This window comes from Anabaena azotica FACHB-119, from assembly GCF_014697625.1.
GTDB lineage: Bacteria > Cyanobacteriota > Cyanobacteriia > Cyanobacteriales > Nostocaceae > Trichormus > Trichormus azoticus_A.
Window position 1 is genome coordinate 1 of the sequence record NZ_JACJSG010000074.1, and the last position, 24,042, is coordinate 24,042.

Here is a 24,042-nt window from a genome sequence, read left to right on the forward strand (position 1 = left end):
GCGGGAGAACAAAAATTATAAAAATCTTTGAGCGTTGGGGTTTCATCCCATTCCTTAGAGCCGAACCCGTTTTGTATTGCTTCTTTATAGCGTGATTTAATTTCATCATCATTGAAAAATGTTTTCAAAGCCAGAGCAATAATTGACTCAATATTGGTGATCATCGCCGGACTCACACCAAAACTGCTCGTCCCAACCACCATTGTCATGAGTACTGATTTAAGAAATTCTTTGAAATCGTTCAATCGCTCATTTCTCAGGTCTGGAGCGAGCGATCGCAAATCCGGCAATTCAAACAGATTATTGGATTCGGTGGAAATATCAAAGTACGCCCCATCATGACCCAGCAGATTTGTATAGTCAGTGAAAGTGGATGTACCGTCTGGTTTGGGATAGTCTAGTGCCACCACCGGAATATCTTGCGCCAGGGCTGGGGTTAATATCCCGGCTACTAACACAGACTTACCTGAGCGAGTTGCCCCAAACACAGCCAAATTCTTGTGGTTTTGGTACAAATCTAGGTGTACTGGTGTACCACCTTCCTCTGCAATCAATTCAAACCCAGTGCGATCGCCTGTGGCTGTCCGAATCAATGGCATCAGCCCCGGTGCTTCCGAACTGAAATAAGGTAGTCGTCGGTTGAATGGCTTTGTCAGTAAGGGTTCCCAAACAAACGGACAACACTGCAACCACAGTTTCCAAGCATACTCAGTTTCCCGGTCTACTACCGCCGGACGCAGGAAGTAACTCGCAAGATATCGACAAGCTTCATCTAATTCTCTGGTCGTTGGGCGGTGAACTAAAAAAGCGGTTGCAGTATGTACAACTACACTACCTTTATATATTGTCTTCTGCGCTTCTACAGCTTCCTCAATATTCATCCCCGATTTGACATCAATATTTCCTTTACCTGTAGATATGGAAGTGTTAGTAATTGATTGCTTAGTTATTCTCTGCAAATTTGTCTTTGTGATAGCTTGATTTGCCTTTGTTAGCTGGCAAATAATTTCCGTATCGTAAATACTATCTCTAGAAATTAATTCCCACAAATATCGCAATTGTGCTTGTTCGTCATACCAACCTCCAGGCTTCTGACTGAAGTTGAGCGCTCCTATATATTTATTTTGTAGCTTTACCCATTTCCTATCAAAAAATGGTACAGACTCCTCATTCTCTAGCATCAGATGCCGGATGTGAAAATCACTTGTTTGAGTTTCTACTAGTCCATCTATTGAATCTATTTTTAATGGATTAGGAATTGCTGGCGGAGTAGAGTGATTAAATTGCTGCCAAATCACTGACCAGATTTCCCAAGCGCTTAAAACCCTAATCCCCAGCTTCATCTTGTTGCCGAGGATAGCTGACCACTGTAAGAATCCATCGTTAAACGAGTTTTGAAGAATATTTTCAATTCTAGTATTGTTATGGGCGTGAATTTCCCCTGTGAATGAAAACCAGCCCTTTTCTAATTTTCTAATAAGAGATTCTATAAAATCTTTTGACCTTTCATCGTCAGATACTACGGTGTAAGTACACCATAATCTTAAAAACTTATTCTTGCGAGTTCCACTTTGCGTTAGTTCTTTAGTTCTTAATCTTTCACTGCGTATTAATAATTTTAATTGGTCAATTGAGCAATTAGATTCTAGCCCCGACAGTTCTTGTTGTCGCTCTACATCAGAAGTAAATGACCCTAAATGTATTGTTAAGTTTTCCCCTTCTGGTATTTCTTTTAGTCCCGCTTCTATCCCCTCAAAAATGGGTAGCATTTGCTCTGATGGCAAGTTGGGATGGACTCCCAAGCAGTCAAAGCAGAACTTAACTTGAATATTTTCTCCTTTTTTGAGAATTAATGCACCTACGCCTTGCCTACCTCCTAAATTTAAATCACATATTCCCGCTAAATGAATAACATCCTCGAAAGGAGTGAGCATTTTAACAACTCTAATCTGCTCACTTTCTATTTGACCCTTCCCTATTTTATCTTGCAAAGATTTTGGCATAATTTTATTCTTCTCTCCTCTTCTGTTGTACCGATTGATACTTCATATAGCCTCTGCTAATTCTCGGAGTGGCAACAAACTTTCCAAAGAACTCTTTGTTAGTCGATATCGTCCACCAACTAGCCCATCCCCATGCGATCGCTAGCCCTGTCGCTAGCCAACTTGTTTGCAGCAAGTAGTTGAATATAAATACATTCGCTACTGCTATCAGTGTCCAAGGAAATATTTGGTCGGCGGGGAATGGCCCTAGCTTGGGTCTTTCTCCTAGAATCCTATTTACTGTGCGGAAAGAACGGTTTTGGGTCATACTTCTTTCATCTATTCAAGGATGCAACAGATACAAAGCCATATGAATTTTTGATTTGTATCTGTTGCTAATTTTCACACCTTATTAACCGCCTGTTCCTCCTGTTCTGACAATTAACCCAGTAATAATATCCCCTACAAAAACTGCTAATACTATTATTAATGGCGTTCTTGATAGGGATTGCCAATCCTCATCATTCCGGGCTGCTTGGATAATCCTAACTAAGCTTATCCCTACATATAATAAGAACAATCCTCGCAAAACATTGAAGAATAAATCAATAACTTCTCCTATTTGAGTATTATTCCCTCCAGAAGTTTTAAAAGCATCTTTCATCCAATTTTGTGCGTTTTGAAAAAACTGAGCATGAGCAGGTGCAGACGCAAAATCCAGTACAAAAATCACTGCTAATAACGCAAACAAAATCGCATAGAGATTGACTCCATACTTTCGCTGCACTTTATCAAAGTTGTTGAATAAGTAATTGGCTTGTTTCGGCAGTGCTATGATCATTGCCGCACCAATCATTAATCCACCCAGCAAGATGTTATGAATAGACATCTCTGCTATCATTGCCACTCCAGTCACACCCATCAGTGCGAGTGTACTGTTTTTCATAGAGTCATTTTTTGCTGGTGTAAGAGTTACTGTTGCCGTCTCGTATCCGTAGGATGTACGCATCTCGTTCTCCTGAACGATTTGATGAATACGCACATTTTTAAATAAGTCAACCTCAAAATCGACGTACTCTGGTACTGAAAAAAACAGAACTGTAGTACTGCTATAATATTGCTTACATTACTTGCTTACGTAGCTGAAAATCTAGTCCTGTATTAGTAAGCTTTCTGCTTGATATACTTATCTGTAATATCACTTCTTAGTATAAGATTCTGGGCAAAAGTTCAGTAAGTGCCAAATTAGGGGGGTTGACTATTGATTAGTTTTATGGTCTAAAACAACGAATTTTTTCACATAAACTCTGCACCCTAGTTTTAGTTATAAGTAGCTGATAGGATCATTAACTATCGCCATGAAGTAATAAAAGAGTGAAAATTGATGGTCACGGCAAGGCGAAAGTCTTGACAGCAGAAGAAATTGACGCTCTGTTCACACAAGGGTTAACAACGTTGCGAGACAAAACCCTGATTGCCGTGATGATCTACACCGCTTGCCGTGTCAATGAAGCGGTCACTTTAAAAATTAAGGATGTTTACGACAGCAAAGGACGAGTTCGACCGGAGTTAATTTTCCGCAAGGGGAACACCAAAGGAAAACTCGCCACACGTACCATCCCAGTCTTAGAAGATTTAAGACTGTTCCTGTTACAATACAAACCAGAAAAATCCCGTGAAAGTTTTCTGTTTCCGGGTCGCTGGGGGCGGGGTCATTTGCATCCAGAATATGCCAGTTTGATTTTTCGGCAAGCCTGTAAACGAGTAGACATCGAAGGCGCAAGCACTCACAGTTGCCGCCGCACCGCATTGACCCTGATGAGTAATGCTGGCATTCCCTTACGGGTAATTCAAGAAATTAGCGGTCATCGGAATTTAGAGCAACTACAAAATTACCTGGAAGTGGAAACATCTCAGGTCAAAGGCGCGATCGCTTCGTTGTCGGTGTTGACTCCGGCGAAAATGGACAGCAGCGATTTTACTGATGATCAAAGGAGCGCTCGCGGCGTTGTCGATGCTGAGGGAGAACGAAAATAGACAGTAGCAATTTTACACAGGAATAGCGCAGAAACACGAAGTTGTGCAGCCAGTGATAGATCAGGAAATATACCTTTCCTGATCTAGACACAAACGATGTAGCTTAAAGCATAGAGCGATTTTAGAAAAAAAGAATTACCCCTCCATCGGCAGGATTGACTCATCTAGCAGCGAGTAAAAATCAGGCACAGTTGCTTCAAGCGATCGCAGTTCAGCCGCCGCGACTTCTTCCCACTCCAGCACGACCAGCCAACGCAAGTCCCTATCCCAGCGCCGGAGAATGCCCTTAACCGCTTCCAGCCCAGAGGAAATACTAGAACGCAGCATTTCCAGCCCGTGAAGTATGAAATTTCGGTCAGGAAGAGAGGAAGCAGGGGAGGCAGGGGAGGCAGGGGAGGAATTATTAGTAAATTCTCCCCCTGCTCCCCCTGCTCCCCCTGCTCCAAGAGCGGTAGTTCCCCCCTCCTTAAAAGGGGAATTTACTATACCATTTTGGGGGGGGGTGAATACCAATTCGCAATTATCAGTTCGCAATTCGCAATTATCCGAACTGCGAATTGCGAATTGCGAATTGCGAATTGTTTGTCGGTGATTGATGACTTGTTGTGCAAAGTCTAATTCTTTCTTAGATAAAGAAAATAACTTAACTTGTTGACCGCGAGGCCCCTGCTTGCGGTAAGTTAACTTTAACCCCAGTTGATCCAATAAAATCCCCAGCAGCCAAATTGGTTTGGGGTCGCTTGGGACAGTGAAACCCAAGATAGCCTTGATGTGAGCAGCGCAGTCAATGGCGATCGCAGTCATCTTCAATAGCTGTTGGTCATCCGCCCTAACTTCCTCCCCAGCGACGAGCCGAGTGAGAATATGGTGCAGCCCCAGGTTAAAACGAGCCAGCCACCGCGCCGAGTAGTTGCCCCAGTCCATACAGAATGGTAAGTTGTCTCTCTCAGCACGGTCTTTGTTAGCGACTATTGCCGGGGGAGTGGGGTATTTGTCATCAATCGTTGATTCTGGTGGAGATAAGATAGCTTCGAGGGCAGCGATCGCACTTATCAACCGACCACCGTTATCAATCTCGACCAATTCTGGCGTAACTTCCATACCGTAGGAGTCCGAAATACGGAACTTCTCGCATTCGTAGACTTCTTCGGGTGAGAGATAGTCCTTAGTTTGCCGTGCGCGGTACTCGCTTTTGGAAATGTTATTTGCCCTGGCGACGGCTTGATGATGAGCCGAGTCGAGAGAGTCAGATGCCGCCTTCAACAATTCCCAAGTCTCTGCATCATTTTCATCTCCAACTCTTACAATCTCGTTGCCCATCTGCTTCAACAATTCGCGCAGGTCGGTACGCAAATTATTGATAGACTGATGACGAGCAGATTTGATTTTACAGTAGGCATCTAGCGCCCAATCCTTTTCCGCCCCACGCTTACCTGTTTCGCGGTCAATCCGTAATAGAAAAGCTGTTATCTCGTTGGTTTGAAGTAACTGTTCTTTAATCTTAGTCGGGTTGGTGTCAAGGTATCCATATGGGGGCTTGGGGGCCACCCAAACATGGATGGGTACTTTTGGACGATAACGCCACAACTGTTGAGCGCATTCGGTGGCAGTCTGACTAACACCATGAAATACCCCAAACACCACATTAAAATGATATTGCGAGATGTCAACCCCAGTTCCCAGGCTGGGAGAGGTTAATAACACATCTATATTTTTGACAGCGTTGGTAATATCTTTTATGAATGTGACGTTTTCATCACTGCCTGAATTATCAGAATGCACTGACCAAATTCGTAAATTCCTTCTTCCTTGAGGTGGTGGAGAACTATCGTCACATACCACAGTTTGTAGAGTCAAAAGAGCCTTTTCAATTTTCTTAATAAAGCGTTTAGAGTCAGAAACTACCATGACTTTTTGCCCAGTCATGATTGCAGCGCTAATCTTGGCAACCAAGGCTGAGGAGTTGTCACCCTCGTACCAGTAAATTGTGCGATCGCCGTTTTGCCATTCGTTTTTGATAATGTAAGGCTGCTCACCTTCTGGACGCATGGACATAAAAAAGTCAATGGTGGTATCATCCATATGTGCGTCGGACAAAACCACCAACGGGCAATTGTACACTATTTGATGCAGCACTTCTAGAATTATCGCCCGATGTTCCTTGCAAGTCTTACTCAAAAGTAAGTGTGTTAGGTACTGGCAAGCTTCATCTATAAATATGCAGCCGTATGTCAGCGCCTGGGTATTTAGTTTATGCAAGCTGTCGATGGTTATGGATAAGGCTTTGGCTTTGGCCATCCCCACATAACCCAAATCAGAGTACATCACGGTATCCAGACGGACATCCAAGTTTTTCAATAGGTTAACCCGATGGCCATTGTTGAGAAACCTTTGGTCGGGGTGTGCCAGTCGCCAATTCCGCATCAACTCTGTCTTCCCCGTACCCATATCGCTTATGAGTACGACTAATCCAGAGGCGGGGAAGAGAAAGCGTTTTGGTTGTTGGTTGCTCCCCTTCTTCAGTCTAGATTTTTTAGGTGAGGAATCACTATCTGAGGGTGGTTCTAAACAAACTGAGGGTGAAATAGGTACTGTGGAAGCTTCTGGTTGAGCTTCATCTTGCAGTAGTTCCTGTTGTGTCATCACCAGGGCTTGAGTTAGATACTGCACCTCAAGAATTAGGTCAGCTTTGTACTTCCTCAACCCCCGGTGCTGCACCAAAAATGATTGTTGATAGTCTTTGAGTGATAGGGCATCTAGGGCGATCGCAGTCATTAGCGCGTTAGCCTCTTCACCGCGTGCAACTACAAAATCATCCACACCTTTTTCAGGGCCTGGCAGTTGCACCACTTCACATACACAGCCCGCCGCTTCAATCACTTTACCCGTGCGAATTGTCGCCTGATAAACTGACCAACGGGTTTTAAGTTTGGTTTCGTAGTCAAATAGTATTTGGAACTTACGCCCTGGTTGGGCTAGTGGTAATAAGTCTGGGTGTAGCCTCTCGTCAAAATCTCTGCGTCCGACTCGTCCATTCCAGATTCCCGGTAGTGCGATCGCTACAAAACCCAGTGACAATAAACAAGCGGCCTTTTTTTCGCCTTCACATAGTACTATGGGGATTTGTGGGTTAGCGATGACCCACTCCCAGAATATCAGTGCGCGGCGTTTATCTTGTAGTCGTTGTGTCAAAGGGGAGTGGTATCGTTTGATATTGTACCGTAGTGCTACTAGTCTCCAAATGCAATCAGGTACATCAAAGTAGGTGACTCTGTTGGCTGTCTTCGGCGGGGATTCGTACTTAACCAGCTTCCCTTTTTGCCAATCGATTCTCGGTTGGGTAGGCTTCAACCTTCCCCACTCCATTGGTCGCCAGTCATTCTTAGGGTCTAGCCCAGATATCCACATCCCCCCGGCTAGTAGATGCAGATATGCTTTCAAAAATCCATCAGTTACTCGGCCTGCATTCTTCCGGGGGATATCAGGGGAGATGAATAGATACTCGTAAACCTCCTCACCCTCAATATGCCGGAAATTGCGCTCAATCAGTTCAGGATGAATGGCGCTACCCACCGCTAGCTCATGGTACTCGGCGGCGGTGAGATTATTAGGATATTCTGTTGTCATTTAATTAGCCGTAATTCGTTTTTAAAATATCGGTCTGTCTTTCTGGGTCAGTTGGGGTAGAGTTAGGAACCATTGGTTCATTGTTTGTGAAGTTTGAAGGTGAACCATCTTCGGTTGGGGTAGAGAACAGAACCATTGGTTCGGTGGTTTTGAAACTTGAGGCTTGTTCGAGTGCAGTAATTAATTCAATTTCTTGGGGTTGTAATTCCGCCAGATAGTCTGCTTTGATAACCTCATACTCAGTAGCCACCGTAATATAGTCTTGCCAAGTACACCCAGGCTGGGCTAGCACTTGCCGAATATCAGTCACCGCCTGGGGTAATAGTTGCAATTGTTCGGCACGGTGGGCGATCGCACTCTTGTTCGGTTCACTTCCCAGGATGATTGCAGCTGCTTGCAACGCTTGAGTATTGTTCATCGCCGTCGCCAGATTACTCAAAGCAATGCCCATCAAGCGTAAACACTCTTGGGCGTTTTCTTTCGGTGGTTCCTGTGCCAGCGATCGCAGGTCGAGGAAGAGAGCAGGGGAGGCAGGGGAAGCAGGGGAGGCAGAAGACAATTCGCAATTTTCAATTCGCTGCTTTTCGCAATTATCTAAATTGCTAACTGCGAATTGCGAATTGCGAATTGGTATTTCTCCCCCTGCTCCCCTTGCTGCACCTCTCCCCCTGCTTTTTCCAAAGCCCCACTGCTGGGCGGGACGTTCTTCTACAGCGTTCTCTAGTTGCTGAATACGCCGCTTTAACTGTTGGTTTTCTACTTCCAACTGCCGGAGCGCTTCCATTTCATCCAAACGCTGCTGCAATTCGATGTTTTGCTGCTTCTGCTGCTGGTATAGCTGCTGCGATGCAATGAGTTGTTCAAGTACTTGTTGTTCAGCCTGGGCTTTGGCTTCGGACACTAACCTAATCCTCAACTCTTGCTCAAGTCGCTCTAGTTCCTGCTGATGCTGTTGCTTTATTTGGGCGATCGCTTCGGCATATCCATTCGGGTAAGTCCGTTCTACTGGTGATGTTGGGATATCTAAATCATCATTATTAACCAACAGCTTCTCACCATCAGCAAAAGTAACAATCTGCTGGGAGGGGTTCGGTGCGTCGGCTTGGATGGTTCCCTCGTCTCCATAACGGGGGTGTGATGGTGACGTAACTTTGACTCCTTGAGGAACCATTGGTTCGGTAGTTGAAGTTTTTTGGCGTGGAGTTCGTGGAACCACTTTCTGCGCCGCCAAAGCAAAGTCCGATTCACTGGGCGAGGGGTTTTCCGCGATCGCGTAAGCTACAGCTTCCCTCAACTTTTCTGGTTCCTGTAATAGACGCAGTAACGGACGGGCTTGGCGTTCATTCCTGATATGTTCACCTAGTTCCCCAACCGTATCAATAACTCGCTTCGCTCCCAACAGTTGGTTGATTCGTCGGAATCCACCCCAGGCTGACAACTCACGTTCGCAGTATTCTTTAAAAGAAGTGTACCCAGCTTCAATATAAAGTTCACCGTCCCGCATTTTCTGGAGTTCACCTACTGCCTGCCACTCGTAGCGGTCTAGGGCGGTGAAGGTTTCTTTAATGCTGGAGTTGAGAGTGCTGTAGTCAGGGGCTGCTGTTGAGCCTCGTTCTAGTGTCAGCATATCTTTCTCCCGTTCCACTCAATGTTGCTGACTACTTTTGGAACTGGTAGGGGAACACAATTGTTAAGCGCTAATTGTTTTTGTAAGCCGGGGGTACTGGGTCGCTGCTTTTGAGTTAACAGAATGTGCGTACTGAACATTTCCCCTGTGGTCAGGTCAATGCCAAAGGCGAAATCTTGCCCTGGGGAAACCATTAATAACAGTGCGGCTGATGGATCTAAGTTTTGTAAGCGAATCGCCAACTCATCGCACTCGATTAATATCTTTCTGTAATCATGCGTGTCCAAGGCGATTATTGCGATCGCTTGTTGACATATCTGCATCATCTCACAGCTATGCCAGAACCAGCTTACTCTCGGTAATACTGTCGCTCTTGTTAGGACATCTTTAAATCGGGGCTGGGGGAAGGAACTAATCAGCTTTTTCTTCCATGCCACAGCACTTAAGCTGTGGTTATCTGGTACAGTTACCACACCTGACAGCTTGCAACTGAACAGTTGTGTTGGATTTTCTTGATTTTTCACGGTTTTACCTCTGATAACTTGAGTTTTCAGTCTCAGAGGGAGCCTTTCTCAATTCGCAATTCGCAATTCGCAATTCGCAGTTAGGGATTTAGATGTAGCCGCACCTCTTGGTGCTATATCCCCTGTGTTGTTCCCACGAGATTGCTTCTATTCTGAATCCAGCAGCCAAAACGAGTTAACAATCTACTTTCCACAATTGCGAATTGCGAATTGCGAAAAGCAGCGAATTGTTCAGGCGATCGCACTCTTTTCCCGACTCATGCTCGACTCTGGAAGGGCTTTCTTCGCTGGATTCAGAATGCTGGATTGCTTCTATTCACGCTACTTTACAAAATTTAACTTAACTAAATCTTAAGTTTTTACCAATTCACCAAAAATTGGGCAGTAAAAAGTTGCCTTTCCCTGCACCTTTATCGCTATAATTGGCAAAGTAAAGCTACGTGGTGTCTTCTTGACAAGTCAGTGGATTCAAGTCGCCAAACTTTAAAGCCCACTTTCTTCGTCAGTCCGAGATCAACCCCGCTCTGAGGCTATTTAATTGTCCGGCATTACTGGCAAGACCCGCTCCTTAGTAGGTTTTGCCTCAATTTTTATGTATTGTTTGCATTCCTCCTTACGCAAGATTGACAAGCTTGATCTTACAAAACTTCGGGACTTTTCGCATCTAGCGAAATTTTGAATGTTAAGTTGTGTCACCTCCTATGTTGTAAAAACTAATAAAATTACCCCATTTTATAAGGGTTTCTCTCAAGCCAACCCTAGTAGTATGTTATGGATCTCATCTGTAGATTGGCTGGGGAAAACTTTTTGCTTAAGCTCATGCAGTGCAAACCAATGTTTAGCTGCGTTCAAAGCTAATTGTATAGACAGAGACATTTTTTTGTGCAAAGTCTCTGCATAATTATCTATTGTCAAAATTTTAGTAGTTAGATTTTTGTTTTTTATTAAAAGCATAAATACCTCTCTAAAATGCGTTAGCTAATGATGGGAAAGATTTTTGTAGCTGTACAAGGCCCAAGGGGTCAGTATTAATGTATTTTTTGACTACAGGTTGCAAAGTAAAGGCGATTTCTTTAGTGTTTGGGTCTTTAATGCTTTCAATTAAAGATAGTCGTTCCAACTTCTCTAAAGCCTTAATAATTGCCGAAGTAGAAGCCGATATTTGATTAGAAGAATTGATTTGCATCAATAGGTCGCTAAAACTAATCGGCGCGGTGTCTATAGCTAAATTTTTAGCCAAATAAATCATAATATAACGTTCGGTCGGCTCCAAAGATTCACCAAATGTTTCATCTAACATTGATTGAAACTCATCAGTAATAAAAGTAGTTTTATGTTGAAAGAATATCTCTGTACTGCCAGAAAAAAAATGTTTAATCCTTTGAACTACTGTTGCTAATTCTGAGGGATTACCACGATAGGTCTTAATTAAATCAAGACAATCGTTTTGGTTTGTTAAACCTTGAGCCGATAAAAAATTCAGAGCAGCATCTATATCTAAACCTTCTACTCGAAAACAAAGAATAGAACGGTTATGTTTGCTCATGGCATAAATTTCATTAGGCAAAGCTCGACAAGTTAGTAATAAACAACTCTTATGCTCTTCTTCTAACAGCCGACGCATGAATATTTTATAATCTAATCTTTGTTCTAAATTAGGGGTTTTAAACAAAACATCAAAACCATCGAGTACAAGTAAACAACGATGGGATTGTAAATGCTTAATTAAGACAGTAATCAAAGCTTGAGTATGTTCAGGTAAGTTGAGGGAAGTATCTGGCTGAATTAAATCAATTAGTTCGCTTAATAAATCTTGAAGACGTACTGAGTGAGTTACTGATTTCCAAAGTAAGAAATCAAAGTGTTGAGTAGAGTCTAAGCTAAGTTCTGCTAAAAGTTTTGCGGACAGAGCAGTTTTACCAACACCGGGGACACCTGTTAAAGATATGCAACGATGATTATTAATTAATTTTTTTAAATGGTAGAGTTCTTGTTGCCTGCCGTAAAAATTGGATAGTTTAGAGTCAGGAAGTCGGCCTTTAATAAACTGGCTATCAAATAAAGGAAGTTCTAATTGGGGATTAGATTGATAATAATTTATAACAACTTCTGTAAGCAGAGGTCGTACTTTTCTCTTGAAGACCTGCTGTCCTTTGACTACTGTTTCCGAAAGCAAGTTCCACAGTTGAGGAGCTATACGACGTTGTAAATAGCCAGCCTTATAGCCAGATTGCTGCCCTATCTCAGAAAAATCTTGGTTTTCCCATGCACCCTTGAGGACAGCGATCTCAGGTTCGCTCAAGCAGCGATTTTTCTCGGCAAAAATTATATTGTTGACTACAGTTAGAGCTTGATAAAAGGATACGGTTGGGGAAGACTGTAATAACTCCAGAGGTTGTTGCTCTTGCTCTTGTGTCAAAAATGATGAAGAAAAAGAATCTTGAAAATTTACCCCATGCTCAATGCTCAAATCCATAAAAGAACTTTTCCTTTTGGTACGTAAGTTCCGCAAGAAACGTTTGTAAAATCAAATGGCTATTTGATTTTTAAGACTCTAAGTCACTTATAATATTATCAGCATTTTAGCTTATGAGTGTATCTTCTAAAAGATTAAATGAGTGTTTTTATGCAAAAAAAAGTCACCCAGATTAGTCACATACTGCTTAAGGCTTACTATATGAGGGTTTTGATGGGATCTTTTAGATGTAAAAATCTAATTTTTTACGTAAAGTGACTGCGAGTCACCGAAAAATTTTACTTTAAAGCATTAAATGTAAATAAAAGCAATAGTCATAGGGAATATTTTTGCAGTGCTGTCAATAGCGAAAATGATAAGTTAAAGCAAGATGTCGTGTTACTGTATAAATCCTTTGTGTAAGCAACGGCAGAATCCTGATGATGCCGCCGAATGCGCTGCTTGCGGTACATCGTTAGTGATCAATGAGCGTATCCGTCTAGTCAAACCATTAAGAGAATTAGACAACCCGTTTTCGGACAATGAGATTTTTGAAGTAGAGGATTCTGGGACGCAGTGGAATCCTGGGCGTAAGCGGCGAGTTATGAAGATATTGAAAAGAAATTCGCCTCAATTTGTGGAGCGACTTGAGCGAGAAGTCTTAGCCTTACAACTAATATCACATCCAAATATTCCCCAAACAAACGGAATTGATGACTACTTCACGGTAGAACCAGAGAATAGCCTGTTCAAATTTCGATGTTTAGTGATGGATAAAATCGAAGGGAAAAATTTAGAAGAATGGATAGAGGCTCATCGACCAATTTCGCAAGCTTTAGCACTAGATTGGTTAGAACAAATAGTAGCAATATTAGATATAGTACATCATACAGAATTTTTTCATAGAGACATTAAACCAGCAAACATAATTTTAGATCCAGATGGACAATTACATTTAGTAGATTTTGGGGCTGTGCGGCAAATAACTGACACATATTTAGCCAAAGTAGGCTCAACTGGAGGAACTGAGGCAACCATCAGTAGTTACGAAATTACCAAAGTAATTTCCCATTATTACAGTCCATTAGAACAAGCACATGGTCATGCGGTTCCACAGTCGGATTTTTATGCTTTAGGTCGAACTATGGTTCGCTTGGTAACGGGGGCAAAATTAAGAGAATTAGAGACAAATCATAGTACGGGCAGACTAATCTGGAGACATAAAGCACCACAGATAGATAAGCCTTTGGCAGATTTTATTGATGAGTTAATGGCTCCCAATCCAGCACATCGACCACAAACGACTAAGATGATTTTGTGGCGGTTGAAAAAGCTACCTGAGCAAAATAAGATTTATAGATTAACAAGGTCGAAACCTTTCAAATTCAGTGCAGCGATCGCAACCATTGGTTTACTAGGGTTATTAGGTTATACGCTAGGATTACCAGCGTATGCGAGAAATTTAGTAGCACAAGGACAAAAGCTGGAAGCGGAAAATAAAACAGAACAAGCGCAACAGCTATTTGACCAAGCAGTAAAGATTCGTCCTGAGCTAAGTAATCAAATTTCTAAGTTTTACTTTGATAAAGCAGGAAGAGTAAAGGAGGATTTACAATCAGAAAAAAAATATTATACCTTAGCGACTAAATATAATCCAAACGATGTAGACTCATATAATAATTTAGCGTTAGCTTGTCAATTATTGAGAGATTTAGATTGTGTAAATAAAACTTACCAACAACTTTTTAGGTTAGAGCCAAACTCATGGACAGGACATTACAATTTAGCTAATTTTTATGAGGGACAAGGAAAATATGATTTAGCCGAACAACAATATAAATTAGCAATTAAATATGGTAAAGAACAAGCGTTAATTGCTGTGAATAATTTGTCAAGGCTGAATAACTTACAAGGGAATTATGCTCAAGCTAAAAAACTAGCAATAGAAGGATTAAAAAAAGCGCCAGCTAGTGATAAACAGTTAAGAGCGGTATTATATAAAAATTTAGCATGGGCGAAACTAATACAGAAAGATTATCAAGGTGCGGATAAAGATTTGCAAACAGCCTTCGAGTTAGATTCACAAAGAGTTGATGTCTACTGTTTGTTATCAAAAACGAAAGAAGCATTAGGAGATATAACTTCTGCAAGTGGTTACGGCGAAATATGCTTATTAGCAAGGATGGATACGTGGTTGCCAGAAGTACAAAAATGGCGAGGGGAATTAATAGAACGCATCTTTAAAAAGAAATAATTTTAGTATATTAATAAACAGTTTGTAGAAATAAGTATAGAAATTCATGTTTAAGAAAATTGAAATTAGAGCCATTTTATTAGGATTGATATTAGTGAATGTCAGTGTAATTCCTGTGTGGGGGCAGAATGTAGTGAGGGCAACTCGGCAAGTTAAAGCCGCGTGTGAACCAACAGCGAAAGTGATAAGTGGAGATATTTACCATCAGCCTTTAACAAAATTATGTAGTGAGGACAGAGTTAACGCAGCTAATGGTAGGAAGGTAAAAATCCTCTGCTACGCAAGAGGAATAATCATAGACATCCCAACTGACGTAGTAGGTAAACATTGTTTGCCACTACAGACAAATGAAGGTAGAGGATGTAATGTTTTAGAAGGAAGAAACTGCGTCATCCCTAAAGGGCCGGATGAAGAGAACAAGCCGAGTAAGATTACACCGTATGGAGTGGTAATCAACAACGTGCGACCGACATTATCCTGGTTGAGAACAAACGGAGCTACCAACTACATTGTGCGAGTTAGAGGAAACGGAGGTATCAACTGGCAAGTGAAAGTCAAGGGCGAAACTCTGCCCTATCCGCAAGAACAGCCAGAACTGAAGCCAGGGCAAGCATACAGCATAGACATATTAGCTATGCGAGGCGATGAAGTAATAGATGGTAGCGAGGCGCTGTTACTGTTAGTGCCAACCCAGAGACTTCAACAGATAGAACAGACTATCAACATTTTGAAGAACCTCCAGCAGTCGCCTGACTCGTTAGCGATTGATATGGATGCAGTGTATGAAGCACAAAATTTAGTCAACGAATCGATAATAGTATTAAACGCTAGAGTCGCAGCAGGTTCAACCAATCCAACTATTTATAGATTGTTAGGCGATCGCTACTTGATAGCTCATTTTCCTGAGAAGGCCAACGAAGCGTATCTCCAAGCTAAAAAATTAGCACAACAAACAAATAACAGTGTCGAGTTATCTAAGGTAGAGACTAGGTTAAAAATTACTGGGGGTAAAAATAATTAAAAGATGACTTAGCCACCCACAAGAACAAAAGCACTCCAGTAATAAGGATGGGAATATTTATCGCTTTTTAATAAACTCAATTGTGCAAAGTGCAATGCTTCTGCTTTAGTGAGTCCTTGGTTTAAGCCATCATAAAATTTACTCATTAATTGGGCAGTAGATTCAGCATCAACTAGCCAAAGACTCGCTAATACACCACGCGCTCCAGCTTGTGCAGCTACCCCAGCAATACCTAGAAAAGAACGGCGATCGCCTTTGGCAGTTTGACAGGCACTCAAGACAAGTAAATCAAGATTAGTTTTATTTTGAAAAGATAATTTTAAATCTTGGATATCCAGAGGTTTATCCCAAGCCAAAACAAAAGTTTGTTCAGGGTCAGAACTGAATTGTCCATGACTACTTAGATGTATGGTTGAAAAAGAATTACTTTCGATATCTTGTTGAAATCGGTCACGGGTAAATTCAGAGTCAATTAATGTGAGAGCAGAGGGATTACTTCGTTTGATATCTTCAATCTCTCTCTTAACTTGTGGTAGAGGAGGTAAATCTTTAGGAACAATGGGATTATTAAAGCTAGGGCCAATTTGAGAAACGCCACTAACTAAAATTGGAGTTGGGTTAAAATGTGATTGTCGTAATTGTTTAGCACTAGAACCTATAGAGATAATGTATGGCTCAAACAAGTATTGTTGACCATCATGTAATATACTCATAGGTAAATTTTGAAAATAACCGTCTAAAACGAACCCCAATTGTCCTGAAGTGGGTAAATATTGTCTGATAGGCTCGAACAAAAGTTCATATACAGTTTGAGAATAAGAAAGATATTCATAATTTTTAGTATTAACAGAATCAGTTTTTTGAATAATATTCAATAGATTAGTAAGTGGTTCAGATATTATAGCTAAATCTACTGTATGGCGATAAATATCGTTGGGAGTTTTTACAATAATTTCTACTCTGTCAGCTAATTTGATGAGGTAAATAATATAAGGTAAATCCTTTGATTTATTGTTTCTTACTTCTATGGCGTTTTCAGCAAATCTTCCACAGCGTAAGAAATTCTCTAATTCAGCAAAATTAAGTTGTTCCTGAATTTCAGTAGCTTGTCTTTCGTATGATTTACTAGACTTATCTCTATTCAATAATAGAACAATATACTCCCGATATAAAGGTTCAACCTTTTCTTGGAAACCAAATTGAATATCCGAGTTAAATAATAAAATGTCACTACGAACTTTATCAAGATTTTTAATAGCAGTAGCGTAAAATTGATTAGCCTGCTCGATTTTACCAGATAGTTGAGACAGCCTTGCTAATTCCCATTGCCACTGATAGGCAATATCCCAAGCCTGTACCGCTTGAGCATATAACATTCCCTCATTAAAAGAATGTTCGGCTTTTAATGGTTCTTCTCTTGTAAAATAAAGATATCCTAAAATCCCATTGGCATAAGCGATCGCTCTGGAGTTATTTAATTTCTTAGCATTGGCTAATGCTTCTTGGGATAAGGATAAGGCTAATGATACTAGATTAGTCTTAGTTAAATCTTTTACTTTTATATCCTGATTGTTAACAATTTTTATGAGGTTTTTAGAAAAGTTAAGTTGACTATAAATAGATTCAATCTTTGGGAGTAATTCAAATTGTTTTAAATTAGTTACAATATCGTTTACTAGATTAGAGATAGAAATATCTAAAGGTATATCTTGAGATAGTAATAATTTATTGTCTAGGAGTAATTTCAGTAAGTTTAATTTAGCTTGTAGAGAAATATTACTGGGGCTGTTAATAAGTTGTTGATACAACTGTTGGGCAGCGTCAAACTTAGACTTGGCTAAGATCAGCGCTTTTGTTTGAGCCGTAAAGTCATCAGTGAGTTGATATTTACTCTTGGCTTGATTGTAAAGTATTACTTCCGTATTAGCTAGATTTAGCAATAAGTTATTTTGGATTTCTGTATCTTTTGAAAGCTTGGCTAAGTCTAAACATTTTTGGAGGATAACATAAGAACTTTCTGGTTCACCCAGAACTCGCAAAACATTGGCTAAATTATATAATCCAACAAGCGTAAAATCCTGTGTAGGAGATTCTTGGACTGCTGTTAAAAAAGATAAAGTTTGAGAAATATTGGCTTGTCTTTGTAAAGAACTAGGGCAGATTTTTTCTTCTATTGATAAAGCTTGAGTAAGAACTTGACAAGCTCTAGCATAGGAACCCAGTGCTTGAAGGGACAAACTTTGATTAATTAGACTGCCAGCCATACCTGGCTTATTGCCTAATTGTTCATAAGCTCGGTAAGCTGATTGCCATGTTTTTAATGCAGTTTCAGCCTCTCCATTATATAATTGCGAAAATCCTTGTTGTGTCAGCGATCGCGCTATTTCTAGGTTTGGGGTAGCGGCTAATATTACTCGGTGATTAATCACTACTATTAATGTAAATATCAGAGCTAAAATCAGGTACTTAATTTTTCTAAAATAATTGATAATTGACCGAGAAATAGACTCCATTTTCCTGCCATGTGTTCGAGTTGTTGGTTATTTCATTAAAAGGAATGCCCCAGTCAAGACGGGCATTGAAGCGATCGCTTCTGTACTGGAGAGCTAATCCAGCAGAGGTTAAGCTACCCGTTGGGCTGGAAATATCAAAACTATTGTTGTTCCAGCTTGTGCCAAAATCGACAAAAGGAGCAATTTGCAATTCTTGAGTAGGAGTTTTCCAAGCGGAAATGCGTAGTTCTGTAGATAAAAGAAAGCCGTTGTCAGCGATAAAAGTATCTTGACGATAACCTCTGACACTATTGATGCCTCCAAGACTAATTTGCTCGAATACAGGTAATGGTCTATCTGCCAATTGCAGACGTGATCTTACAGCAAGGGAAGTATTACTATGACCCAAACGTTTTAACCATAAAGCTTCCCCGACCCAACTAAAAAAACGCCCATCGGGAGGTTCGGGATTGATAGTAGCATCTAGTGCATCTAAACCAAAACTAAAGGTTGAACGAGCGTACAAAGACTGGTCAACTCCTCGATGTGACCAGTCCTGAAAAAACCTGAGTGCAAAAACCCTTGTGCGACCCTCTTCATCTGCACCGGCCGAGATGGGGAAAGGAGTATTTTGCAATGATGATTCGCTTTCTAGTCGGGAAACAGTAAGCCCCAACGCTAGTTCTTGGGTTGAACTAGTCGAAGCCTGCCGGATTAGAGGTTGGCGGAAACTGAGTTCATAGGCTCGTGCATCTCCTACAATATCCAACGAATTAAACGGTTGCTCAATGATATTGTTAGAAACATTAGCGTAAAGCAAGCTAACAGTACCATTATTTGAATTGACTGGCACAGAGTAACGCAGTGCGATCGCATTACTGCCATCTGTATTTCTGTAGCCCAAGTTGAAACCGTCGCCTAATCCCAATAGGTTAGCATAAGATACATCAATGCGACGCTGGAATGTACCAACCACTGGAGAGCGGTAATTATCTAAGCCAATGTTGACTTGAAATTCCTGCCTTGGCTGTACAGAAATATTTAAAATAGCTTGTCCTGGTTTTCCTCCATCGTTTAACGAAGCCGAAATCTTCTCAATTAGTGGGTCTTGTTGCAGCAGTTGTAAAGCGGACAGCAAGCGTTTATTATTTAGAATTGGTTGTGGAATACGAGCGCGAATATAGTTGTGTAGTCGTTCAGCACCCACAATATTAATTTTTTCTATTCGCCCCTCGACAATTGAAACAGTCACTATCGCATTATCGGCTTGTATGGCTTGATTTTGAGTAACGCCAATATAAGCTCCAGAGTTGGTGTATCCCTGCTCTACATAATAATTGGTAATCTTATCACTGATTTTTGATAAGTCTGCAAAAGTGATTTCCTTACCTACAAATTCTGATAAGACTTTCTCTAATTCCTCTTGAGAAAAGACCGTATTTCCTTCAAATTGGAAACCTTTGACTTTGATTTTTACCGCGTCGTTTGGTTGAATTTTCCTTTGGGGAATTAAAGGTGTTGAAGGTGGCTGTATAGTGGAAATATCTGCGGCAACCACACTAGGACTTGCCGCAGTTAAAGATGCCAGGAGAAACTGTAAACTCACGCTTATTTGCCATCCTCTGTACTTCTTGTGTCTGTGGCTCTCTTGATGCAAGGGGATTTTATTGGCGAACTGTACGCGGTGATATCGCCAGCCGGATCTGGCGTAATGGTAAAATTGACAGTGCCATCGCCGTTGTTGCGCCATGCTTGCGCTACCACTATATTTTCTGTGTTCTGTGTTTGCGTTTGGGTTGGGGTTTGGGTTTGGGGGAGTGGTTTGGTAGGAATGGGTGCAGAGGGATCTGTCCAGCCCCAGATCGGAGTCAAGTAATCATCAGGACTACGTGGGAATCCGCCTTTCGGGAAGATGGTTAACTCATCCGGTAAGCTGAAGGGTTCTGGTGAACATGAGTTGAAAGCTAAGTTAGGTTGGAAATATTGGTTTTTGATGCCAGAGCTTAAAAGGTCTAATTGTGGAGCATTGATCTGTACTGTTCCGTCAAGCCCATTTTCTGAAGTAGCCGTAATTTTGCTGTCTGGGGAGGCAAATAAACCTTGAGCATTAATTTTGATATTGCCGCCCCTTCCTTCAATGGCATTAGCTGTAATTTGGCTATTTTGCAATACCAATGCACCTGTATCAATATTGATATTTCCACTGTTGCCTGCATTAAGAGCATTAGTATTAATAGAGCTATTAGACAAAGTTAAATTATTGGATGTTAGAAAAATATTACCTCCTTCTCCACCAGATGTAGCAGCCAAAATGGAGCTTTCAGACGTTAAATCGACTTTATTAGCACTAATTTGAAGATTTCCTGCATTTCCTGTGCCTGGGTTTTCAATGGGAATATCTACAGAGGGGAACTCACTGCTGACACTTATTCTTGCTCCATCTGCTAAAGATAACTGTCCTGTTTCTAAATTTATATTGCCTGCGTTTCCAGATCCCCACGTTAACGCGGATATTCTGCTGGAAGATAAAGTACCATACCCTGGTAATTGTCCAGTTACAACAACAGAATCAGAGGCTTTAATAGTCAAATTGCCTCCATTGCCTTGACTATAGGTAGAGACTGATACGGCTCCTCCATCACGGATTATTAATCTTTGGGTACTGACATTAATATCACCGCCAGCACCAGTTGCACCCGGTTCAACTACAGTAGCTATTGAACTACCAAATGGAGAATCTGTAATCACCGATTTTCCACTTATTTCGACATCACGAGCTGATATAGCTATAGAACCACTATTTCCAATGCCGGATGTACCAGCAGATATTTGTGCTTCGTCTGCAACAAGCAAACGTCCAGTATTAATGTTGATGCTACCACCTGTACCAGTTGCCCCCTCATAAACTTCAGCTGCAATAGTCGTGTTTAAAAATAAATCAGAACCGGGCGATCCTACTAAAGTCAATGAGTCTGTTGCGTTTACTTCGATACTGCCTCCAGTTTCAGTACCTAAAGTGCTGGCTTCAAGTTGAGAACCACCAGTTAAAGATAAATTTCTTGAATTTACGCGGATATCGCCACCTCCGCTACCACTTGCATCAACGACGGCTGCATCAGATAATTGAATATCCGCAAAAGTTTTGATATTTAAATAACCTAAGACCCAACCTTTATCAGTGGGCGTTAAGTTAACTAAACCTTCTCCATATACACTACCTAATTCAATTCGCCCACCTGCGGTCTTGATTGTTGCGCCTGTTAGCGTCATATCACCGCCGACTAAAGCAAGAGTTTGATTTGGTTGTACGCGCAGCCCAGAAGTCGTATCTATGAGGTCTGATCCTGTTCTTGCGCCTTGTCCGTCACCAGCAACTAGAATACTGGCTGGTTTGGTTGTAAATCTTAAGCCAACGGGAATGGCAACTGTAAGTAGGGCTTGGGTTGGGGAAGGTACTGCGTCAAATGCAGTACCATCTGCAAATTCAATACTGTTTGCTGTACTTGCTATAAACGAACCACCAATATTTAAACTAGCGTTAGGGCCAAAAGAAATTCCATTGGGATTAATCAAGAATAAATTGGCTGTACCGTTAGCTTGAAGTAGTCCGTCAATATTAGAAGCAGATAAACCCGTAACTCGAACTAATATGTTTTGGATATCTAATGAATTATTAAAGTGAGCTTGTGTACCAGTAGGCAAGGAAAACTGTCCGAAGCTGTGAAACAGGTTGCTGCCTGCTTGAGAACCACCAGTAATAGTAGTAACATTACCGTCTACAGTAACTTGAGAATTAACTCCTAATGTTGCATCTGGAACAATTTGAGAATTAGCTGATTTTGTTGTTATTTCAAACAATAAAAGAACATTAGTTGTTAAAAAAAGTAACCTAGTTAATACTTGTTTCATAAAGATTTTATATTATTTTCTTAGCTTTGATAAGGAAAACGCGCTCTACGTTTTCATGATCGCGTGGCGGGAAAGGATAAATATAGCGATTAAAGTTTGCCCCCTCTTCTCCTGGCTGTAATACCTCTGCTTCCCAGGCGTAAGCAGCTAGTAATTCTTCTGGGTTGTCGAATCCAGAACGGAAATAACCTTGATAAAATTCATCATAAGTGGAATCTTTGCACAGATGGTTCAGCAAATCTAAACCAATCCAACTATCAATAGTTGTTAGCTCCGCAATTGTTTTAAGTAAACTGTGAGCTTCTGTTTCACCTAAGTAGTAGATTAATCCTTCTAGTAGCCAAACAGAAGGGATGTTTCTGTCATACCCTTGCTGGAGTAAAAGTTCAACCCAATTCGTATCCGTTAGGTCAACAGCAATAGAATAGCGGGAACAAATAGTAGGTACATCTTTGAGAATTTCGTTTTTATAGTTTAATACCTCTGGATAGTCAATTTCAAAGTATTTCGTTTCTTGCGTCCAATTCAAACGAAATGCACGGGTGTCCATTCCTGCGCCCAAATTAACTATTTGTGGAGCAACACTAGCCGAACCCAGAAGAAAATCATCAAAAAAACGGGTACGAACAGCTAGAAAAGCTCTGCCTTCTTCCTCTGGATCTTCTAATGCAATTTTTTGAGCTTCAGGCGTAACTAATTTAGCAGCAAACGGATCATCAAATAAGCGATCGTTTCTTTGACTCTCAACTGCTCTATATGCAGCCATTAATGGTGCAGATAGCAGTACAAAATCTTTTTGATAAAGTTTTTCTTTGTATGGCTGATTCATATAAATGGAGTCTAAAAAATTTAGCAAAAATATTGTGTTTTAAGTATTGATTGATGCCTTTTTTAGAAGTGAAGGCAATTTCAAAACGTAAAATAAGTAGTTATACTATTGGGCTAGTTTGTATCAGGGATAACTTGTGCGTTAGATGGAAAAGTAGTCATAAGGGAACAGAAAAATCCTATAACTATAACACTACTAGTATTAGATTTCATAAAAAGCTAGGACGCTACTATTGCTAACAGCGCTGCAAGAATAAAGGAAGTGAGTCAATTTCTTTTTAAAGAGTAATATCTAAAAATTTTACATATTATGAACAATTTAGCAAGCAACTATCTTGATTTTTTTGGTTTGATGTTCAAAAAAATAATTATTTATCCAATACGCACTCTTAAATTAATATTTCATCTATCTAAAGGTGTGTAAAAATAGGCAGAATATTTATTGAAATAATAAACAAAGCCAGTTCTATATATATGCGTTTATAAACGTCTAATTGAATGTTTTATTTAATTAAGAGAACTATTAAAAGTTTCTTGTAGGTATAAAACAGTAGAAGAAAACACAATTGCAATATTTAAGAATTAAGTGTAAAGAATTTGAAATTTAGTTCTGATACTAAGTTGCAGTCAAAAATAGTATCTTACTCTCCCCTGCCCCCTGCTCCCTTGCCTGCCAAAACAACTATCTTTGAACACAACTTGGTATGATAACCAAACAACCCATCTACATAGTCAACTTCAGGGAATAGCCTCTGTGCAAATCTACCAGAAGATAAAAGCGATAAGCGATCGCTTGAGGATGGGGCATAACACCCCGTAAAATCAATCACAAAAAGCATCCACACGCAGGTCGCGCCAGATGTCGGATACCTGCCAGCCGGAGTTACCTACCGACCTAACTAGTGGATAATCTGCGACTGGGGTATGGGGTTTGTAGGTGTCTGTAGCTGAGGTTTGCGGCGCTAAATCTGGTTGTTCGTCAAAAGAAGGGCTGACAGCATCAACAAAATCATCAATATCATCGGCTGGCTCAACTGGCGGTAGTGGAGACTGTGGGGCGATAGTTTTCTTGATGATGCGTAAATCGGACTTTTTGATCATCGGCTTCATGTGTTGCTAAGGTTCTGTGACTTTTTCACAAAGAGTTAAAACGTTTAAGTTAATGTCCTTATCAATAATTTTACTGTGTAAAAGCAATCACCAAGATTGAGGTACAAGCGATCGCTCCTCACTCACCCTAGTTCCTTCCCAAGATTCCAGTTGCTCCTTCCGTCCCCTCCAGTCCA

16 protein-coding genes are annotated in these 24,042 nt (G+C 40.8%); 3 read left to right on the forward strand and 13 right to left on the reverse strand.

Translation table 11 applies throughout. The features are described from left to right. The 3 genes from H6G83_RS32260 to H6G83_RS32270 all read right to left on the reverse strand — a co-directional run. Positions 1-2,003: hypothetical protein (locus H6G83_RS32260; protein ID WP_190479823.1), on the reverse strand; the 2,003-nt coding region annotated here is incomplete at its 3' end. Positions 2,004-2,007: 4 nt separating this feature from the next. Next, positions 2,008-2,310, reverse strand: a complete 303-nt coding sequence (locus tag H6G83_RS32265) for a hypothetical protein (RefSeq protein WP_190479824.1) — start codon at positions 2,308-2,310, stop codon at positions 2,008-2,010. Positions 2,311-2,394: 84 nt separating this feature from the next. Continuing rightward, a complete protein-coding gene (locus H6G83_RS32270; protein WP_313937610.1) occupies positions 2,395-3,024 on the reverse strand; it encodes a hypothetical protein in 630 nt (209 codons plus the stop codon). A gap of 332 nt (positions 3,025-3,356) precedes the next feature. Here H6G83_RS32270 and H6G83_RS32275 point away from each other — a divergent pair, with 332 nt between their 5' ends. Continuing rightward, positions 3,357-4,019: a tyrosine-type recombinase/integrase gene (locus H6G83_RS32275; protein WP_190479826.1), complete on the forward strand. Its 663-nt coding sequence runs from the start codon at positions 3,357-3,359 to the stop codon at positions 4,017-4,019. A gap of 135 nt (positions 4,020-4,154) precedes the next feature. On the opposite strand, the gene H6G83_RS32280 is transcribed toward H6G83_RS32275, so the two are convergent. The 5 genes from H6G83_RS32280 to H6G83_RS32295 all read right to left on the reverse strand — a co-directional run bounded on the left by H6G83_RS32280 (position 4,155) and on the right by H6G83_RS32295 (position 12,273). Beyond that, positions 4,155-7,646 (reverse strand): plasmid replication protein, CyRepA1 family, encoded by a 3,492-nt coding sequence (locus H6G83_RS32280; RefSeq protein WP_190479828.1) that lies wholly within the window; start codon positions 7,644-7,646, stop codon positions 4,155-4,157. A 4-nt stretch (positions 7,647-7,650) separates the two neighbouring features. Next, on the reverse strand, positions 7,651-9,273 hold the full coding sequence (locus H6G83_RS32285; protein ID WP_190479830.1) for a hypothetical protein: 1,623 nt from the start codon (positions 9,271-9,273) through the stop codon (positions 7,651-7,653). Next, entirely contained in the window at positions 9,267-9,797 is a 531-nt protein-coding gene (locus tag H6G83_RS32290; protein WP_190479833.1) for a hypothetical protein, read from the reverse strand. Before H6G83_RS32290 ends, H6G83_RS32285 begins: the two co-directional genes overlap by 7 nt. Before the next feature lie 747 nt (positions 9,798-10,544). Beyond that, complete coding sequence (locus tag H6G83_RS35040) at positions 10,545-10,751, reverse strand: hypothetical protein (protein WP_206759016.1); 207 nt, start codon at positions 10,749-10,751, stop codon at positions 10,545-10,547. Positions 10,752-10,761: 10 nt separating this feature from the next. Further along, positions 10,762-12,273 (reverse strand): NB-ARC domain-containing protein, encoded by a 1,512-nt coding sequence (locus H6G83_RS32295; protein WP_190479836.1) that lies wholly within the window; start codon positions 12,271-12,273, stop codon positions 10,762-10,764. A gap of 370 nt (positions 12,274-12,643) precedes the next feature. Here H6G83_RS32295 and H6G83_RS32300 point away from each other — a divergent pair, with 370 nt between their 5' ends. Then, positions 12,644-14,506, forward strand: coding sequence for a serine/threonine-protein kinase (locus tag H6G83_RS32300; protein WP_190479838.1), 1,863 nt, complete (start codon positions 12,644-12,646; stop codon positions 14,504-14,506). A gap of 46 nt (positions 14,507-14,552) precedes the next feature. After that, on the forward strand, positions 14,553-15,527 hold the full coding sequence (locus H6G83_RS32305) for a hypothetical protein (protein WP_190479840.1): 975 nt from the start codon (positions 14,553-14,555) through the stop codon (positions 15,525-15,527). A gap of 8 nt (positions 15,528-15,535) precedes the next feature. Here the strand turns inward: H6G83_RS32305 and H6G83_RS36315 are convergent, their stop codons facing one another. The 5 genes from H6G83_RS36315 to H6G83_RS32330 form a co-directional block, all read right to left on the reverse strand. Then, the gene (locus H6G83_RS36315; RefSeq protein ID WP_206759017.1) at positions 15,536-17,956 is read right to left on the reverse strand and encodes a CHAT domain-containing protein; all 2,421 of its coding nucleotides are present in this window, start codon (positions 17,954-17,956) and stop codon (positions 15,536-15,538) included. 46 nt (positions 17,957-18,002) lie between these two features. Then, positions 18,003-19,625 carry a ShlB/FhaC/HecB family hemolysin secretion/activation protein gene (locus tag H6G83_RS32315; RefSeq protein WP_390823323.1) on the reverse strand — a complete coding sequence of 541 codons (1,623 nt, stop codon included), beginning with the start codon at positions 19,623-19,625 and terminating at the stop codon, positions 18,003-18,005. Positions 19,626-19,627: 2 nt separating this feature from the next. Then, positions 19,628-21,928 carry a two-partner secretion domain-containing protein gene (locus H6G83_RS32320; RefSeq protein WP_190479844.1) on the reverse strand — a complete coding sequence of 767 codons (2,301 nt, stop codon included), beginning with the start codon at positions 21,926-21,928 and terminating at the stop codon, positions 19,628-19,630. 7 nt (positions 21,929-21,935) lie between these two features. Continuing rightward, positions 21,936-22,757 (reverse strand): class I SAM-dependent methyltransferase, encoded by an 822-nt coding sequence (locus H6G83_RS32325; RefSeq protein ID WP_190479846.1) that lies wholly within the window; start codon positions 22,755-22,757, stop codon positions 21,936-21,938. Between the two features lie 821 nt (positions 22,758-23,578). Beyond that, positions 23,579-23,866, reverse strand: coding sequence for a hypothetical protein (locus tag H6G83_RS32330; protein WP_190479848.1), 288 nt, complete (start codon positions 23,864-23,866; stop codon positions 23,579-23,581). Between the last annotated feature and the right edge of the window lie 176 nt (positions 23,867-24,042).

Bases quoted from the DNA above. Each gene is read 5' to 3' on its own strand.
- H6G83_RS32265 (WP_190479824.1), bottom strand. From the start codon at position 2,310: ATGACCCAAAACCGTTCTTTCCGCACAGTAAATAGGATTCTAGGAGAA.
- H6G83_RS32280 (WP_190479828.1), bottom strand. From the start codon at position 7,646: ATGACAACAGAATATCCTAATAATCTCACCGCCGCCGAGTACCATGAG.
- H6G83_RS32285 (WP_190479830.1), bottom strand. From the start codon at position 9,273: ATGCTGACACTAGAACGAGGCTCAACAGCAGCCCCTGACTACAGCACT.
- H6G83_RS35040 (WP_206759016.1), bottom strand. From the start codon at position 10,751: ATGCTTTTAATAAAAAACAAAAATCTAACTACTAAAATTTTGACAATA.
- H6G83_RS32295 (WP_190479836.1), bottom strand. From the start codon at position 12,273: ATGGATTTGAGCATTGAGCATGGGGTAAATTTTCAAGATTCTTTTTCT.
- H6G83_RS32300 (WP_190479838.1), top strand. From the start codon at position 12,644: ATGTCGTGTTACTGTATAAATCCTTTGTGTAAGCAACGGCAGAATCCT.
- H6G83_RS32305 (WP_190479840.1), top strand. From the start codon at position 14,553: ATGTTTAAGAAAATTGAAATTAGAGCCATTTTATTAGGATTGATATTA.
- H6G83_RS32320 (WP_190479844.1), bottom strand. From the start codon at position 21,928: ATGAAACAAGTATTAACTAGGTTACTTTTTTTAACAACTAATGTTCTT.
- H6G83_RS32325 (WP_190479846.1), bottom strand. From the start codon at position 22,757: ATGAATCAGCCATACAAAGAAAAACTTTATCAAAAAGATTTTGTACTG.
- H6G83_RS32330 (WP_190479848.1), bottom strand. From the start codon at position 23,866: ATGAAGCCGATGATCAAAAAGTCCGATTTACGCATCATCAAGAAAACT.